Genomic DNA, 14,523 nt, shown 5'->3' with positions numbered 1-14,523 from the left:
CCCGCCCGAGCGGGTCAGCGCAGCCCGCGCCCCGTGTCCAGCACGTCCCGGGCCTGCGCCACCAGGCCGTCGGCCCCGCACGACCGGGCCAGCGCGAGCCCCCGGTTGAGCTCGGCCACCGACCGCGCGGCGATCCCGTACTCCACCCGGGCCGCCGCGTGCTCGTACTGACACGGCGACGCCTCCAGGTACGCCACGGCCTGCGCGGCGAGCCGCACGGCCCGCTGTCCCGTCTCCAGCGCCGCCGCGCACCGCAGGGCCTCACCGATGGCGGTGTCGGTACCGAACCTCTCGGCCTGCCGCCGGGCCTCCGAGGCCAGCCGGGCCGCCCGCCCAGGATCGTCCACGGCGAGCGCCCGGGCGAGGTCGAGCGCCCAGGTCACGACCACCGGGTTGTGATGGCCCCGCGCGGCCGCCGCCTTCTCGGCCTCCTCCAGTTCGTTGATGCCGTCCTTGGTCCGGCCGACCGCGAGCAGCAGCCGCCCGCGCACGGTCCGTACGTCGGGCATCACGATGGTGGACGGATAGGGCGGCGCGAAGTCGTACTCCTCGGCGATCTCCCAGGCCTCCTGGACATGGCCCCGGGCGAGCAGGGTGTCGACGAGGTTGCAGGTCACGGTCCAGTACAGGGGCAGCCCGCGCCCGACGCGTTCGGCGAGCCGCAGCGACTCCCGCAGTGAGGTCTCGGCCTCCCGCAGCCGCCCGCGCCGGCGATGCGCGAGCCCGACGTAGGCGTGGGCCAGGACGAGATGGCCGCCGCTCCAGCCGGCCTGCTCGTAGGCGCGCAACGCCTCGGTGCACAGGCTCTCGGCGCGGTCGAGGCGGTCGGTGTGGGCGTAGGAGCTGGCGAGCATCAGCAGCAGCTCGATGCCCCACTCGGTGTCGGTCCAGCCGAGCCCCGGGGCGAGGCGGCCGTTGACGAGGGAGCGGTCGCAGTACTCCACGACCTCCTCGGCGTTCTCCCCGTGGATCAGGGCGTCGAAGCCGCGCAGTATGAGCAGCGCGCGCTCGGAGTTGTCGCGGCCGGTGCAGGTCTCGGCGAGGGCGGCGAGACGCTCGGAGCGGCCCGGGGAGACGGCCTCACCGGCGATGCCCTCCCACATGAACCGCACCGCCGTCAGCCGCAGCTTGGCGGGGCCGTCCTCATGGCGGGCGGCCTCGGCCTCGACGGTGCGGACGGCCTCCTCCAGCTGGTCGTTGTGGAGGAGGGCGGTGGAGAGACGGAAGACGGCGTCCACGCGCGCGTCCCCGTCCAGACCGGGCATGCCGAGCGCGGCCTGGAGGTGGTGGATGGTGGTGGCGGGCGCCGTGAGCAGGGTGGCGCAGCCGAGTTCGTAGAGCACATGCGCGTGGACGTCCGGGGTCGGCGGTTCCAGCAGGGCGCGCTCCAGGCAGCGGCGGGCCGCGTCCGGGGCGCCGACGGCGAGGTGTTCACGGGCGGCCTCGCGCAGCTGCTCGACGAGTTCCTCGTCGTCGTCCGGATGCACCTTGAGCAGATGCCGGGAGGCCATGGCGGCGCCGCGCCCGGAGTCGGTGACGACCTGGGCGGCGATGCCGTGCATGGCGGTGCGCAGGGCGTCCGGGATGGAGTTGTAGACGGCGGACGCGATCAGCGGGTGGACGAACTCCAGGTCACCCTGTCCGACGCGGCCGGCGGCCGGGTCGGGTGCGGTGAGGATGCGGGCGTCCTTCAGCAGTTCGACACAGCGCAGCGCCTCGTCGTGCTCCATGGTCGCCAGCTTGGCCACCAGGCGGACGGAGATGTCGGTGCCGAGGATGGCGGCCGCCCAGGCGAAACGGGTGGCCTCGATGCCGAGTTCCTCCAGGCGGGCCACGAGTCCGCCGCCGCGCGCCGAGCGGTTGAGGGCGCGCAGTTCGGCGGCCGCGCCCTCGGTCGGCTCCAGCTCGCTGTCCAGCACCTTGGCGAGGAGCTCCACGGTCTCGTACGGGTTGCCGCCGGTGACGGCCCACACCTCGCGGCAGAACGGGGCGTCGGCGTGCGCGCCGACCCGGGCACGGGTGAGTTCGGCGGTGGCGCCCGGGGTGAGGGCGTCCAGGACGGTGTGCGGGCTGCTGGAGGCCGCGGCGACGGCGTCGAGGAGGCGGGCGCTCTCGCCGGTGACCTCGCCGGGGCGCCGGGCCACGACGACCAGCACGGAGAGGTCGTCGAGCCGCTCGGCGAACGCGGCGAGCCAGCGCAGGGTCTCCTGGTCGGCCCAGTGCGCGTCGTCGATCAGCAGCACCAGCGGGTAGTCGCGCCGGGCGAGCCGGCGTACGGCGGCGACCAGGCCGTCGCACACGCCCTGCGGGTCGGCCTGGCGCTCGCCGGGCTCGGTGATGCCGAGGGCGGGGCCCGCGACGTCGTACCAGTCGCCGAGGTACTCGCGCGCCTCCTCCGGCATCAGCGAGACCAGGGCGGGCTGCAGCAGTTGGCGCACCACGTTGAAGGGGACCGACCGCAGGGTCTCGGCGCCGCGCGCCGACCAGACCGTGCAGTTGCGGCTCTCGGCGATACGGCGGGTCTCGGCCAGCAGGGCGGTCTTGCCGAGTCCGGCCTCGCCCCGGATCATCAGCAGGCTGCCCGAGGACGAGCGGTCGGCGACCAGGGTGTCGATCGCCCGCACGACGGCGTCGACTTCCTCTTCGCGCTCCCACAGGGAGGGCGAGGCGGCCTCCATGGGCCGTACCTCCGTCATCCCGCTACCTCCCCGAGTCGCCCGAACGACGTACAGAACTCGAGCGTAGCGGCCGGATCGCCGACGTGTGGGCCGGTCAGGCCAGCTGTTGCCGTGATGGGTGACAGCGCGTGCGGGCGGGCGACGCGCAGAGGCTGTGACCTGCCTGTGCCGGGCCGACCGGCAGTCAAGAAGCCTTCGCCGCGCGGCCCTTGGGGGAAGAGCGCCATCTGCGGCGGAACACGGGGCGGACGCCGGCGGCCCTCCGCGTCCCGGACGGTGTCCTGAAGTCCGGATCCTCTCATCCCGCTTTCACCGACGCCTCATACGGTGGGGGCATGACGCAGGTGACTCCTCCCGGGTGGTATCCCGACCCGGGGCAGACGAATGAGGGTCCCGCCGCCGAGCGCTGGTGGGACGGCAAGGCATGGACGGACCAGACCCGCCCCGCGGGTTCGGCCGCCGTATGGGGTCCCCCGGCGCAGGCGCCGACGGCCGGGGCCGATCCGGCGTACCCGGCGTTCCCCGGCTATCCGGCGTACCCCGCCCAGCCGCCCGGGCCGCAGCGGCAGGGTCTGCGCACGGGCATAGCCGTCGGTATCGCGGTGGCGGTGCTGGCGAGCATCGGCGTGGGCGTGTGGGCGCTGACCGGTGACGGCGGCTCGGGCGGCGGGAGCGCCTCCTCGCAGCGGGGGCCGGGCGGCTTCGGCGGCCAGGGCGGTTCGGGCGGCGGGCAGGGCGGCCCGTTCGGACAGGGCGACGGCGGCTCGTCGGGCGCCCCGGGCGGTTCCGGCGGTTCCGGCGGTTCGGGCGGTGGTCAGGCGCCCGCGCCCGGACAGTCCGAGCCGCCGAAGATCAAGAGCGGTTCGGTGACCGACGCGCTGAGCGGGATCAGCCTGCCCATCCCGGGCGACTGGTACGGCCAGGAGTACGCGGGTGGGGCGCAGATCAGCTCCGACGACTCCTACAAGTGCCCCGGCGACACCACCCAGACCTGCACCAAGGGCGGCGCGTCCTCGACCCTGGCGCCGGTGCTCAAGACCGCGGGCGGCACCGCGGAGGCGGTGGCGAAGGCCGACATCGCGGCGAACGCCGAGCAGTCCTACGGCGGCAAGACCTACGGTTCCATCACCTCGCACCAGGTGCTCGCCTCCAAGGCGGTCACCGTGGCCGGCCAGAAGGGCTATCTGGTCCGCTGGAAGGCGGTCACCAGCAAGGGGTCCGACGGCTATGTCGAGTCGCTCGCCTTCCCCTCCCCGGCCCAGCCCTCGCAGATCGTCGTGGTCCGCTTCGGGGTGGACGTCGACCAGAGCCAGTCGGTCATCGACACCATCACCAAGGGCATCAAGGTGTCGACCGGCGGCGGCGACGGCAGCAACGTCTGACAGCGGTCGGCCGGGTGGGGCGCCCCTCCGCTCAAGGGGGACCCCACCCGGCCGGGGGGTGCGCGCCGCCCCCGTCCCCACGGTGCGGCGCGCTCAGGTCGCCGTCCAGTCATCCCGTGGACGGCGGCCTGAGTCTCAGGTGAGACCGAGTGCCGGCAGCACGGCGGCCTCCACGAAACGGACCAGGTATTCGGGGTCGGCGTACTCGCCGTCCACGATGGGCCGGGCGCGGACCACGCCGAACATCTGGGCCGGGATGTACTCCAGCGCCGGATGGCCGGCGGTGATCTCACCGCGCTCGACCCCGCGCAGCAGGATCTCCCGCAGCGCCGCGATCTCCGGCTCGACCAGCGCCTCGCGCAGCGCCCGGGCGAGCTCCACGTCCTGGGTGACGGCGTGTCCGAGGGCCTGCAGCAGCTTGGTGTCGTTGAGCGACCAGCGACCGATGGCCCGGGCGGCCTCGCGCAGGTCGTCCGCGAGCGATCCGGTGTCGATACCGCCGAAGCGCGCCTTGCGGCGGGAGCGCAGGGCGGCCACCACGAACTGGGGTTTCGTCTTCCACTGCCGGTACAGCGTCGACTTGCTGCAGCGCGCGCTGGCGGCGACGCCCTCCATGGTGACGGCCTCATAGCCGCACTCACGGATCTGTTCGAGCACGGCGTCGAAGAACTCCTGCTCACGCTCACGCGTGATCTTGGAGCGGCGCGAGGCGGCGACCGTCTCCGGTTCGTCCGCGGCCTGCGACGTCATGTGCTCGTCCTCTCCGTCTCGTCCGTCCCGGCGTACCGCCGTTGTCTGCGTCCCGCTTTATTCGCTCTTTATTCCCGACATCCAGTGTGTCGTACCTCAATCGATACGCCAGTGTACCGGAACGGCTTCGTATCGGTACACTCCCGTATCGGAACGCTTTCGTTTCGGGACGGAGGCGTACCGATGAGTCCCGGCCGCATCCGGGGTCTGGACCCGTACGACCGCACATCCGCACCATCGTCAGCGAAGGGGCCGGGGGATGAATGCCCGCACCGAGCCTGCAGAAGGAGAGACCGGCGCCATAGCCCGGCCTCCGCTCGTCCGTGAGCTCCTGCTCGTCGCAGGGCTCTTCCTCGTCTACAAGTTCGGCCGGCAGCTGGCCACGGGCCACACCGGCGAGGCGATCCACAACGCGCATCGCGTGTGGGACCTGGAACGAGCGGTCCATCTGCCCGGCGAGGGCGCGGTCCAGTCCGCCCTGCTGCACAGCCACACCCTGGTGCACCTCGCGAACACCTACTACGCGACCGTCCACTTCCCCGCCACCACCGCCTTCCTGGTCTGGCTGTACCTGAAGCGCCCGGCGCACTACGTCTGGGCCCGCCGGGTCCTCGCCACGGTCACCTCCGCGGCCCTCGTGCTGCCCTTCGTGTTCCCGCTGGCGCCGCCCCGGATGCTGGCCGCCACGGGCCTGATCGACACCGCGAAGGTGTACGGCCCCTCGGTGTACGGCCCGCCGTCCTCGGACCATCTCTCGAACCAGTTCGCCGCGATGCCGTCGCTGCACTTCGGGTGGGCGCTGATGGTGGCCATCGGCCTGATCGTGGCCACCCGTTCCCGCTGGCGCTGGCTGTGGCTGCTGCACCCGGTGATCACCCTCCTGGTGATCGTCGGCACGGCGAACCACTACTGGCTGGACGCGATCGTCGCCACCGCCATGCTCGGCGCGGCACTCGCCCTGATCCACCGTCCGCAGCGGACGGTCACCACGGCCGGACGGGGCAGCGAGAAGCTCGCGCCCGTGGCCGACGACAAGATCCTCGTGGGAGCCGGCCGATGAACGCCACCGTCCTCGCCATCGTCCTCTCGCTGTTCTCCGCCGTCGCCTACGCGGCCGCCGCCGTCGCCCAGGAGCGGCTCGCCTCCCGCAACCCCGGTTCCGGCCTGGGACGGATGCTGAGCTCGGGCGCCTGGTGGGGTTCGGTCCTGCTCAACGGCTCCGGCGCGCTCCTGCACGTGGTGGCCCTCAAGTACGGTCCGCTGACCGTCGTACAGCCGCTCGGCGCGCTCACCCTGGTCGCGGCGGTGCCCATGGGGGCGCGGATCGCCGGACGGAAGGTGAGCGCCGTGGAGTGGCGGGGCACCGCGCTGACGCTGCTCGGGCTGGCCGCGATCCTGGTGACGGCCTCCGGGAAGGCACCGGAGACCGTACTGAGCACGTCCGAGGCGGTGGCCGTCGCCGGCGTCACCGCGGCCCTGATCGGTCTGTTGGCCCGCCCGGGCTCCCGCCCCGGCCTGCGCCACGCCACCGCGTCCGGCTTCGCCTCCGGTGTCGCCTCCGCCCTCACCCAGACGGTGACGGTGGCCGCCACGGACCGCTCCGGCTCCCTGCTGAGCTGGCAGGTCATCGGGGTGGCCCTGCTGGTCGCGGCCTTCGCGGCGGCCGGCCTCCTGCTGTCCCAGACCGCCTACCAGGACGGCCTCGGCGCCCCCCTGGCCATGGTCACCCTGGCCAACCCGGTCGCCGCCGCCGCCATCGGCCTCAGCCTCCTGGGCGAGCGCCTCCAGGGCGGCCCGGCGGGAGTGCTGCTCGCCCTCGCCGGCGCCGGCCTCGCGTCCTGGGGCGTGGTCCTGCTGAGCCGGGTCGCACCGGAGGCGGTACTGGTGGACGAGGAGCACCCGGTGGCGGCGGTTCTGGCCCTGAAGCCGGAGACGGCTCTGCTGGAGAACCCGATCCTCCCCAAGCAGCCGGCGGACCCGAACTACCTGACCCCGCTCTGAGCGGCGCCGTCAAAGGGGCCCGGCAGGCCCCGCTCAGCCCAGCCCGCGCGAGTCCTGCTTCAACGCCGTGTCCACCGTCAGCGCCGTGGCCACGACAAGACTCAGCAACGGCTCGGGCAGCTGGTAGTGGATCTGCAGCACATAGTTGTCCGCGGTGGTGAACATCGTCTTGGCGAGGCCCTCCCACGTCTTCGTGATCCGGGCGACCTCGTTCTCCGCGTGGTCGACGATCGCGAAGTTCCAGGCCCGCCAGTTCTCCGCCTTGATCGCGCCGATCTTCTGCCCGTCCACGTTCATCGCGAAGTTGATCTTCCCGATCATGTTCTCCTGGACGATCTCACCGACCGGCGAGCCGTCCGGACGGGACACGATCACCCGGGACTTGAAGACCTTCGCGGGCCGGGTCAGCACCAACTGCGGCTGACCGTAGGCGTCCCGGATCTCCAGCCGGTGCGTCATGAACTGGTCGAGGCTGGAGACGAAGCGCGCCACCTTCTTCAGCGTGCTCTGCCCGACCTCGGTCACCGAGCCGATCTGGTTGCCGTTCTGGTCCATGACCTTGTACTCGTTGGTCAGCTCGATCAGCTTGGCCTTCTGGTTGACCACCAGAACCGGCTCGGTGAACAGGGTGCCGCCGCCGGGGCCGCCCCCGGCGACCCCGGCCTGCTGCTGCACCTGACGCTGCACCCGCGGGTCCGGCCCCGCGGACTGCTGCGGAACCTGCTGCTGCGGCATCTGCGGGGCGGCGGGCGGCTGTTGGGGAACAGCCTGCGCCTGCTGCTGGTCCGCATGGGTGTGCTGGGTCCACTGGGCGCCGTCCCAGTAACGGAGGGTCTGCGGCGCCCCGTGCGGATCCGGATACCAGCCTGCAGGAGTGTTCGAATGCGTGGTCACCGGGGCACACTACCCCGCGTCCACCGGCACCTGAACAGCCCCCCGCGATACGGTATTTTCCCCCACTGACTTCGCTCGAGCGGGGGACCCCCGTCCCTTCACCGGCAGTTCACCCGGTGATGATCGCGGGGTCGCTCACCCCCGGCCGCCCGTTCTCGACATGTCCGGCGAAGCGCCGTACGAACGCCGCGTCCGCCTCGGAGGTCACGGTCAGGTCGTACCAGCGCCGGCTCGCCGCGAGGTCGACGGTGTGCCGGACGGTGGCCCCGGGCCGGACCGTGAACGTGCGCGGCCGGCAGCCGTATCCGCCGGCCAGCTTCAGACGGACCGTGCCGGAGCCCTTGTTGGTGAAGCTCAGCTCGAGGTCGTCGCCCTTGTGGCGGGCGGTGACCTCGGGCCCGGCGGCCTTGTTGTCGCCCTTGAACGCGCGCAGGAACCCGTTGGGGCCGTGCACGGTCAGGTCGTACGAGCCCTTGGAGTACGCCGAGTTCCAGGTGTCGGCGACGGTCTTGCCGGCCTCGGTGGTGTAACTCCACGGCCCGTCGGCGCGGTTGCCCGAGGTCACGAGGAAGGCGGCGCCCGCCTTCGCCCCCGAGGCGAAGGTGAGCGTGAACTTCCCGGCGGCCGGGTCGGCCGAACCGTCCACGTACGGGGTGTACTTGAGCGGACGCGCCGGGCGCAGGCCGCGCTCCTGCCGGGGCAGGGAGCCCTTGGCCGGCGGGGTCGGCACGTAGTCGGGGTGACGTTTGTCGTCCGGCGGCAGGTAACCGTCGGTACCGGGCAGGGCGACCGGCCTGGTGTCCTTGTGGGAGAAATCGAACGCCGAGGTCAGGTCGCCGCAGATGGCGCGCCGCCAGGGCGAGATGTTCGGCTCGTGGACGCCGAAGCGGGCCTCCATGAAGCGGATGACGGAGGTGTGGTCGAACGTCTCGGAGCAGACGAAGCCGCCCTTGCTCCACGGCGAGACGACCAGCATCGGCACCCGCTGACCGAGCCCGTAGGGGCCGGCGACATGGCTGCTGTCGCCCTTGAAGAGGTCCGGGCCGAGGTCGACGGTCGACTTGCCCTGCGCGGCGGACGTCGGCGCGAACGGCGGGAGCAGGTGGTCGAAGAAACCGTCGTTCTCGTCGTACGTGATGAACAGGGCCGTCTTCGCCCACACCTTCGGGTCGGAGGTGAGCGCGTCCAGCACCTGGGAGACGTACCAGGCGCCGTAGTTGGCGGGCCAGTTGGGGTGCTCGGTGAAGGCCTCGGGGGCGACGATCCAGGAGATCTTCGGCAGCCTGCCGCCCTTGACGTCGGCCTTGAGCTGGTCGAAGAAGCCCTCGCCCTTGCGGGCGTCGGTGCCGGTGCGGGCCTTGTCGTAGAGCGGATCGCCGGGTGCCGCGTTCTGGTACTGCTTGAAGTAGAGCAGCGAGTTGTCGCCGTAGTTGCCGCGGTAGGCGTCCTGGATCCAGCCCCAGCTGCCGTTCGCGTCGAGGCCGTCGCCGACGTCCTGGTAGATCTTCCAGGAGACGCCGGCCTTCTCCAGGCGCTCGGGGTAGGTGGTCCAGCTGTAGCCCACCTCGTCGTTGCCGAGGACGGGCCCGCCGCCCTGGCCGTCGTTGCCCGTGTAACCGGTCCACATGTAGTAGCGGTTCGGGTCGGTCGAGCCGATGAAGGAGCAGTGGTACGCGTCGCAGATGGTGAAGGAGTCGGCGAGCGCGTAGTGGAACGGGATGTCCTCGCGGGTCAGGTACGCCATCGTCGTGGAGCCCTTGGAGGGGACCCACTTGTCGTACTTGCCCCCGTCGAAGGCGGCGTGGCCGTCGTTCCAGCCGTGCGGGAGGTCCTGGATGAAGGCCAGGCCGAGGTCGTCGGCGTCCGGGTGGAAGGGCAGGATGTCCTTGCCGCTCGCGTCCGCCTGGTACCAGACCGGCTTCCCGTCCTGCCGGGTCACCACCGGCCGCGGGTCGCCGTAGCCGCGGACGCCTCTGAGGGTGCCGAAGTAATGGTCGAAAGAACGGTTCTCCTGCATCAGGACGACGATGTGCTCGACATCCTCGATGGACCCGGTGCGGTGGTTCGCGGGCAGCGCGGCGGCGCGCTCGATGCTGTTGGACAGGGCGGTGAACGCCGTGGTCGCGCCCGCGAGTTGCAGGAATCGGCGCCGGTTGACTTCGGGCATGGGTGAGTGCCTCTTCTCATCCTGAGGTGCGGATGGCCGGAACAAGACGGAATGCGCGCGGTGCGAGTTTTCCAACAGCAGCAAACGTCAGGGAAGGGTCCGGTGGCGTCTGTGTGAAAGTCGTCGGTACGCGCGGGTGTTCGGCCCCCGGCCCGGCGGCGGACGCGGGAGACGCCGGCGCTTCTCCCCCACGGAGGAAGCGGTGTCGTACGTGTGGCCGACCGGCGCCTGTCTGATCGATCGCAACTGCTGTACAAGTGAGGGCTGTGCACATCGGTCGGCCCGTGTCCGGGGAGGGCACAGGGGTCCGCCGACCGGGTTCGATCCGACCGATCGTCTCCACCCGACCGATCGTTTCAAGGGGGGCATCATGCGCGTACGTCTGCGTGCCTGGATCCTGTTGGGCGCGGGCCTGCTCGCCGTGGGCACCGGACCGGCGTACGGGGCCGGCGCTTCACCGGCCGCGCCGGCGGGGTCCGTGCCGTACACCGTGCGGGACCTCGGCACTCTGGGCGGTACCCGCAGCGAGGCGACCGCCATCGACAGCACCACGGTCGTCGGCAGCTCGCTGACGAGCGGCGACGCCTCCGAACACGCCTTCGTGTACGACCTGCGCGGCCACACGATGACCGACCTCGGCACGCTGGGGGGCTCCAGCCGGGCGACCGGCGTGGCGGGGAACCACATCGTCGGGGAGTCGGACCTGACCACCGGTCAGACCCATGGCTTCGTCTACGACATCCGGACCCGCCGGCTCCTCGACATCGGCACGCTCGGCGGCAGCGGCTCCGACATCACCGGTATCGACGGTGACACCGTGGTGGGGACGTCGTCGCTGTCCGGCGACGCGGTCGCCCACGCGTTCGCGTACAGCCTGCGCACCGGGACCATGACCGATCTCGGCAGCCTCGCCGGCCCGTCGGGCGCCAGCACCGCGGCGGCCGTCGACGACGGGATCGTCGTGGGCAACTCCTCGCTGCCGAACGCTTCCGCCGGCGCGACGCACGGATTCGCGTACGACCTGCGCACCCGGACGATGACCGATCTGGGCACCCTGGGCGGAAGCTCCAGCACGGCCGGCGACATCAGCGGTTCCACCGTGGTCGGTCAGTCCCGAACCGCCGGCAACAGCCTGAGCGGATACGCCTACGACCTCCGCACCGGCGTCCGCACCGACTTGGGGTTCCACTTCCTGATCGCGCAGCTGGTCAGCGGGCACACGGTCGTCGGCGGTGACAGCCTGCTCTCCAGCTCGTACGACCTCAGGACGCACACCACCGCCACGATCGGCTCGGGGCGCGGTGTCACCGAGGTCAGGCAGATCTCCGGGAAGCTCGTGGTGGGTGACAACTTCGCCCCCAACTCCTTCGCCTTCGTCGCCCGCGTCGACAACGGCGACTTCACCTACCTGGACTCGCTCGGCGGCCTCAACTCGGCCGCGGCGCAGGTCAACCGGCACGGGGTCGTGGCGGGCAGCGCGGCCCTGCCGCCCGCCGACCCGTCCACCGCCAACGGCCCTTTCCACGCAGCGGTCTGGGTGCCGCGGAAAGCGACCCGGGCCAACGCAGCCGCACACCGGCCGTTCTGATCACCGCGCCTTTTCGACCGCGGTCGAACTGCGCCCCCGCACCCCCGGCTCGGGCCGACGCCGGCGCCGAAACAAGGAGCCCGGCCCGTCCGGCAGGCAGTCACGCTGGTGAGGGCCACCCCGGCGGGATGTGAGGAAGGCGCCGGCTTCGGCCCGCTCGACGCGCCGGACCGGGTGACCTGGGCGCTGCGCCGTGCGCAGCCGGCCGTGCGGGCACTCAAGGAGCGGGCCTGCGCCCCTTGGGCATGGCGGCCGCGCACTACACGCTCATGATGTCCGTCCGTGCCGAACCAGGGCCGGCCGGAGCGGAGTCGCCCGTCACCTGAAGGCGACTCCGCAGGCCATCGCCTCCCTGGTGCCCCCCTGGAGGGTCACGAGGGGGCCGTCGGCGGCAGAGCCGCCGGAGTGAGTTCGGCCGGCATCCGATGGAGCAGGGCATGGACGACGGACCGCTCGGCGGAGGTGAGAACCACGAGACCGAGGCCGGATTATTCATATCCAGGGGACGATTTCTTCCCCCCCATAGCGAGTGGACATCACCTCACCACCGGCGAATCATGGTGTCCGGACCGCCAATCGGCGGAACACCGGCGAAAAGGGGACAGGCGCCATGGTCGAAGTCGTTTCGTTCAGGAACAAGGAAATAGAAATAGCGGGACACCTTCATCTTCCGGACGACTTCGACGAAAAGAAGAAGTACCCGGCCCTGGTCGGAATTCACCCGGCCGGTGGCGTGAAGGAGCAGACCATCGGCCGATACGCCGAGCGGCTGGCCGCCCACGGATTCGTCACCGTGGTCTACGACTCCTCTTATCAGGGAGCGAGCGGCGGCGAACCGCGCCTTCTGGAGGACCCGCCGACCAGGGTGGAGGACGCCCGCTGCGCGGCGGACTTCCTCACCGCTCTCCCCTACGTCGACACCGACCGGATGGGTGTCTTCGGCATCTGCGCCGGTGGCGGTTACGCGATCAGCGTGGCCCAGACCGAGCGCCGCTTCAAGGCCGTGGCCACGGTCAGCGCGGCTCCGATGGGCGAAGGCTCCAGGGCCTTCCTGGGACACCTGTCCCCGGTGTCCGAGCAGATCAAGACACTGGAACTGGTCGCTCGGCAGCGCACGGCGGAGGCGAGGGGGGCGGCGCCCGTCTACGCCCCGTTCGTCCCGGAGACGCTGGAGGAGATCGACGACAACACGCCGGATCTCCTGCGTGAGGGATACGACTACTACCGGACTCCGCGTGGCGCGCATCCCAATTCCAAGGGCCGTTTCCTGCTTTCCGGCATGGACAAGATGTACGCGTTCTCGGCGTTCGACCAGATTCCCCAGCTGCTGACCCAGCCGCTGCTTCTCATCGCGGGCAGCAAGGCGGACACAAAGGTGTTCAGCGACCAGGCCTACGAGCTTTCCAACGGCCCGAAGGAACTGTTCGTCGTCGACGGCGCGACCCATATCGCGATGTATGACGTTCCGGAGTACATGGATCAGGCGCTCACCAAAATGGTGAAGTTCTTCGCCGTCCTTTAGAAGAGATATCACCATGTCCCGTCCCGGCGGCCCCACCGTCGCGATCGCCTTTCATTCGGGCCACGGCCACACGGCGGTCATCGCGGAAGCCGTGGCACGTGGTGCCGCCGACGCGATCGTCTTCGGCGCGGCGACGTACATGGGCACCGCCTCCGCTGCCTTCCACGCCTTCGCCCAGGCCGGCAGCAAACGCTGGTTCCACATCGCCACCGCGGAGCACCTCGGCGCGCGTGTCGCACGGCAGGCCGCGATCTTCCGCGCGGGCCGTGACGCCCTCGCCGCCTGAGCACGGGAACCCTTTCCGCCTCACCCACCCCCCGCAAGGAGTACCCCCATGTCCGAGTCCCCGAGCCTCGCTCTCATCCGCCGGGTCTACGAGTCCCGCATGGCACCCGAGGTCACCAAGGAGGTGATGGCTCCGGACTTCGTCTGGGACATCACCCCCGGCTTTCCGAACAGCGGTGTCTACCACGGCTGGGACAGCGTGGCGAAGGACTTCTTCGGCAGGATGACGGGCTACGAGTCCTTCGGCGCGGTGCCCGAGGAGTTCTTCGCGGACGACGCCGGCCATGTCTTCGTCTACGGCCACTACCACGCCGAGACGAAGACCGGGAACAAGGCCGATGTCCGGTTCCTGCACCTGTGGACCGTCCAGGACGGCCAGGCGGTGCGAATGCGCCAGATCGCCGACAGCCACGTCCTCCAGGAAGCCCTCAAGGGCTGACCCTCCCCTCTTTCAGGAGCAACCCCATGGCGAAGATCCTCTTCGTGATCACCGCGTCCGACCACTGGACGCTGGCCGACGGAACCCGCCAGCCGGCCGGTTTCTGGGCCGAGGAGGCCATCGGCCCCTACCAGGTCTTCAAGGAAGCCGGATACGAGATCGCGGCGGCGACCCCCGGCGGTGTGCCGCCGACCGCAGACGCCCTCAGCCTCACCGCGGACTTCAACGGCGGCGAGGAAGGCGCCGAGCGCATGCGCACCGCGCTGCGGGAGGCCACCGAGCTGGCGCACCCAATGCGCATCGAGGACGTGAACATCGACGACTACGTGGCCGTCTTCTACCCCGGCGGCTGGGGTCCGATGGAGGACCTGCCCGACAACGCCGCCTCCGGCAGGCTGCTCACCGACTGGCTCGCCTCCGGCAAGCCGGTCTCCCTGGTCTGCCACGGCCCCGCGGCCCTGCTGGCCACCATCGGCCCCGACGGCACATCCCCCTTCTCCGGCTACCGCCTGACCGGGCTGTCCAACGCCGAGGAGAAGCAGAACGGTCTCGCGGACCGCGCCAAGTGGCTGCTGCAGGACCGCCTCGTGGGCGAACTCAAGGCCGACTACCGCGAGGCCGACCCGTTCACCCCGCATGTCCAGGTCGACCGCACCCTCTACACCGGCCAGAACCCGTACTCGGCCGTCCCCCTCGCCCAGGAGCTGGTCAAGGCGCTGGGCTGACGATCCGGAGACACCCGCGCCGGTGGCCCTGCGCGCATCGCACCCGGGCCGCCGGCCGTCGCCGCCCCACCCCTGGCCGATCAGGCAGGGTA

General features: G+C 71.1%; 12 protein-coding genes. 8 read left to right on the top strand and 4 right to left on the bottom strand.

Annotated elements, in window-relative coordinates; all coding sequences use genetic code 11:
- Nucleotides 1-14: 14 nt before the first annotated feature.
- Nucleotides 15-2,696: an AAA family ATPase gene (locus ABZT17_RS08555; protein ID WP_356345385.1), complete on the bottom strand. Its 2,682-nt coding sequence runs from the start codon at nt 2,694-2,696 to the stop codon at nt 15-17.
- 317 nt (nt 2,697-3,013) lie between these two features.
- Here ABZT17_RS08555 and ABZT17_RS08550 point away from each other — a divergent pair, with 317 nt between their 5' ends.
- Nucleotides 3,014-4,060, top strand: a complete 1,047-nt coding sequence (locus ABZT17_RS08550) for a DUF2510 domain-containing protein (RefSeq protein ID WP_356345383.1) — start codon at nt 3,014-3,016, stop codon at nt 4,058-4,060.
- A 135-nt stretch (nt 4,061-4,195) separates the two neighbouring features.
- Here ABZT17_RS08550 and ABZT17_RS08545 read toward each other — a convergent pair whose 3' ends face one another.
- Nucleotides 4,196-4,810 carry a TetR/AcrR family transcriptional regulator gene (locus ABZT17_RS08545; protein ID WP_356345381.1) on the bottom strand — a complete coding sequence of 205 codons (615 nt, stop codon included), beginning with the start codon at nt 4,808-4,810 and terminating at the stop codon, nt 4,196-4,198.
- A gap of 259 nt (nt 4,811-5,069) precedes the next feature.
- Between ABZT17_RS08545 and ABZT17_RS08540 the strand changes: the two genes are divergently transcribed.
- Nucleotides 5,070-5,870: a phosphatase PAP2 family protein gene (locus ABZT17_RS08540; protein WP_356345379.1), complete on the top strand. Its 801-nt coding sequence runs from the start codon at nt 5,070-5,072 to the stop codon at nt 5,868-5,870.
- Nucleotides 5,867-6,811: a DMT family transporter gene (locus ABZT17_RS08535; protein WP_356345377.1), complete on the top strand. Its 945-nt coding sequence runs from the start codon at nt 5,867-5,869 to the stop codon at nt 6,809-6,811. Before ABZT17_RS08540 ends, ABZT17_RS08535 begins: the two co-directional genes overlap by 4 nt.
- Before the next feature lie 33 nt (nt 6,812-6,844).
- Here ABZT17_RS08535 and ABZT17_RS08530 read toward each other — a convergent pair whose 3' ends face one another.
- Both ABZT17_RS08530 and ABZT17_RS08525 read right to left on the bottom strand, forming a co-directional pair.
- A complete protein-coding gene (locus ABZT17_RS08530) occupies nt 6,845-7,705 on the bottom strand; it encodes a phospholipid scramblase-related protein (RefSeq protein WP_356345375.1) in 861 nt (286 codons plus the stop codon).
- 109 nt (nt 7,706-7,814) lie between these two features.
- Nucleotides 7,815-9,872 (bottom strand): phosphocholine-specific phospholipase C, encoded by a 2,058-nt coding sequence (locus ABZT17_RS08525; RefSeq protein WP_356345373.1) that lies wholly within the window; start codon nt 9,870-9,872, stop codon nt 7,815-7,817.
- A 370-nt stretch (nt 9,873-10,242) separates the two neighbouring features.
- Here ABZT17_RS08525 and ABZT17_RS08520 point away from each other — a divergent pair, with 370 nt between their 5' ends.
- The 5 genes from ABZT17_RS08520 (at nt 10,243) to ABZT17_RS08500 (ending at nt 14,431) form a co-directional block, all read left to right on the top strand.
- Nucleotides 10,243-11,460, top strand: coding sequence for a hypothetical protein (locus ABZT17_RS08520; protein WP_356345371.1), 1,218 nt, complete (start codon nt 10,243-10,245; stop codon nt 11,458-11,460).
- A gap of 529 nt (nt 11,461-11,989) precedes the next feature.
- Entirely contained in the window at nt 11,990-12,982 is a 993-nt protein-coding gene (locus ABZT17_RS08515; protein WP_356345368.1) for an alpha/beta hydrolase, read from the top strand.
- A 13-nt stretch (nt 12,983-12,995) separates the two neighbouring features.
- Nucleotides 12,996-13,268, top strand: coding sequence for a hypothetical protein (locus ABZT17_RS08510; protein WP_356345366.1), 273 nt, complete (start codon nt 12,996-12,998; stop codon nt 13,266-13,268).
- 48 nt (nt 13,269-13,316) lie between these two features.
- Nucleotides 13,317-13,706 (top strand): nuclear transport factor 2 family protein, encoded by a 390-nt coding sequence (locus ABZT17_RS08505; protein WP_356345364.1) that lies wholly within the window; start codon nt 13,317-13,319, stop codon nt 13,704-13,706.
- 26 nt (nt 13,707-13,732) lie between these two features.
- Nucleotides 13,733-14,431, top strand: a complete 699-nt coding sequence (locus tag ABZT17_RS08500) for a type 1 glutamine amidotransferase domain-containing protein (RefSeq protein ID WP_356345362.1) — start codon at nt 13,733-13,735, stop codon at nt 14,429-14,431.
- Nucleotides 14,432-14,523 lie beyond the last annotated feature (92 nt).

It is taken from the genome of Streptomyces sp. NPDC005648 (assembly GCF_040605395.1).
Classification (GTDB): Bacteria; Actinomycetota; Actinomycetes; order Streptomycetales; family Streptomycetaceae; genus Streptomyces.
This window is presented reverse-complemented; position numbering and strand designations above follow the sequence as displayed.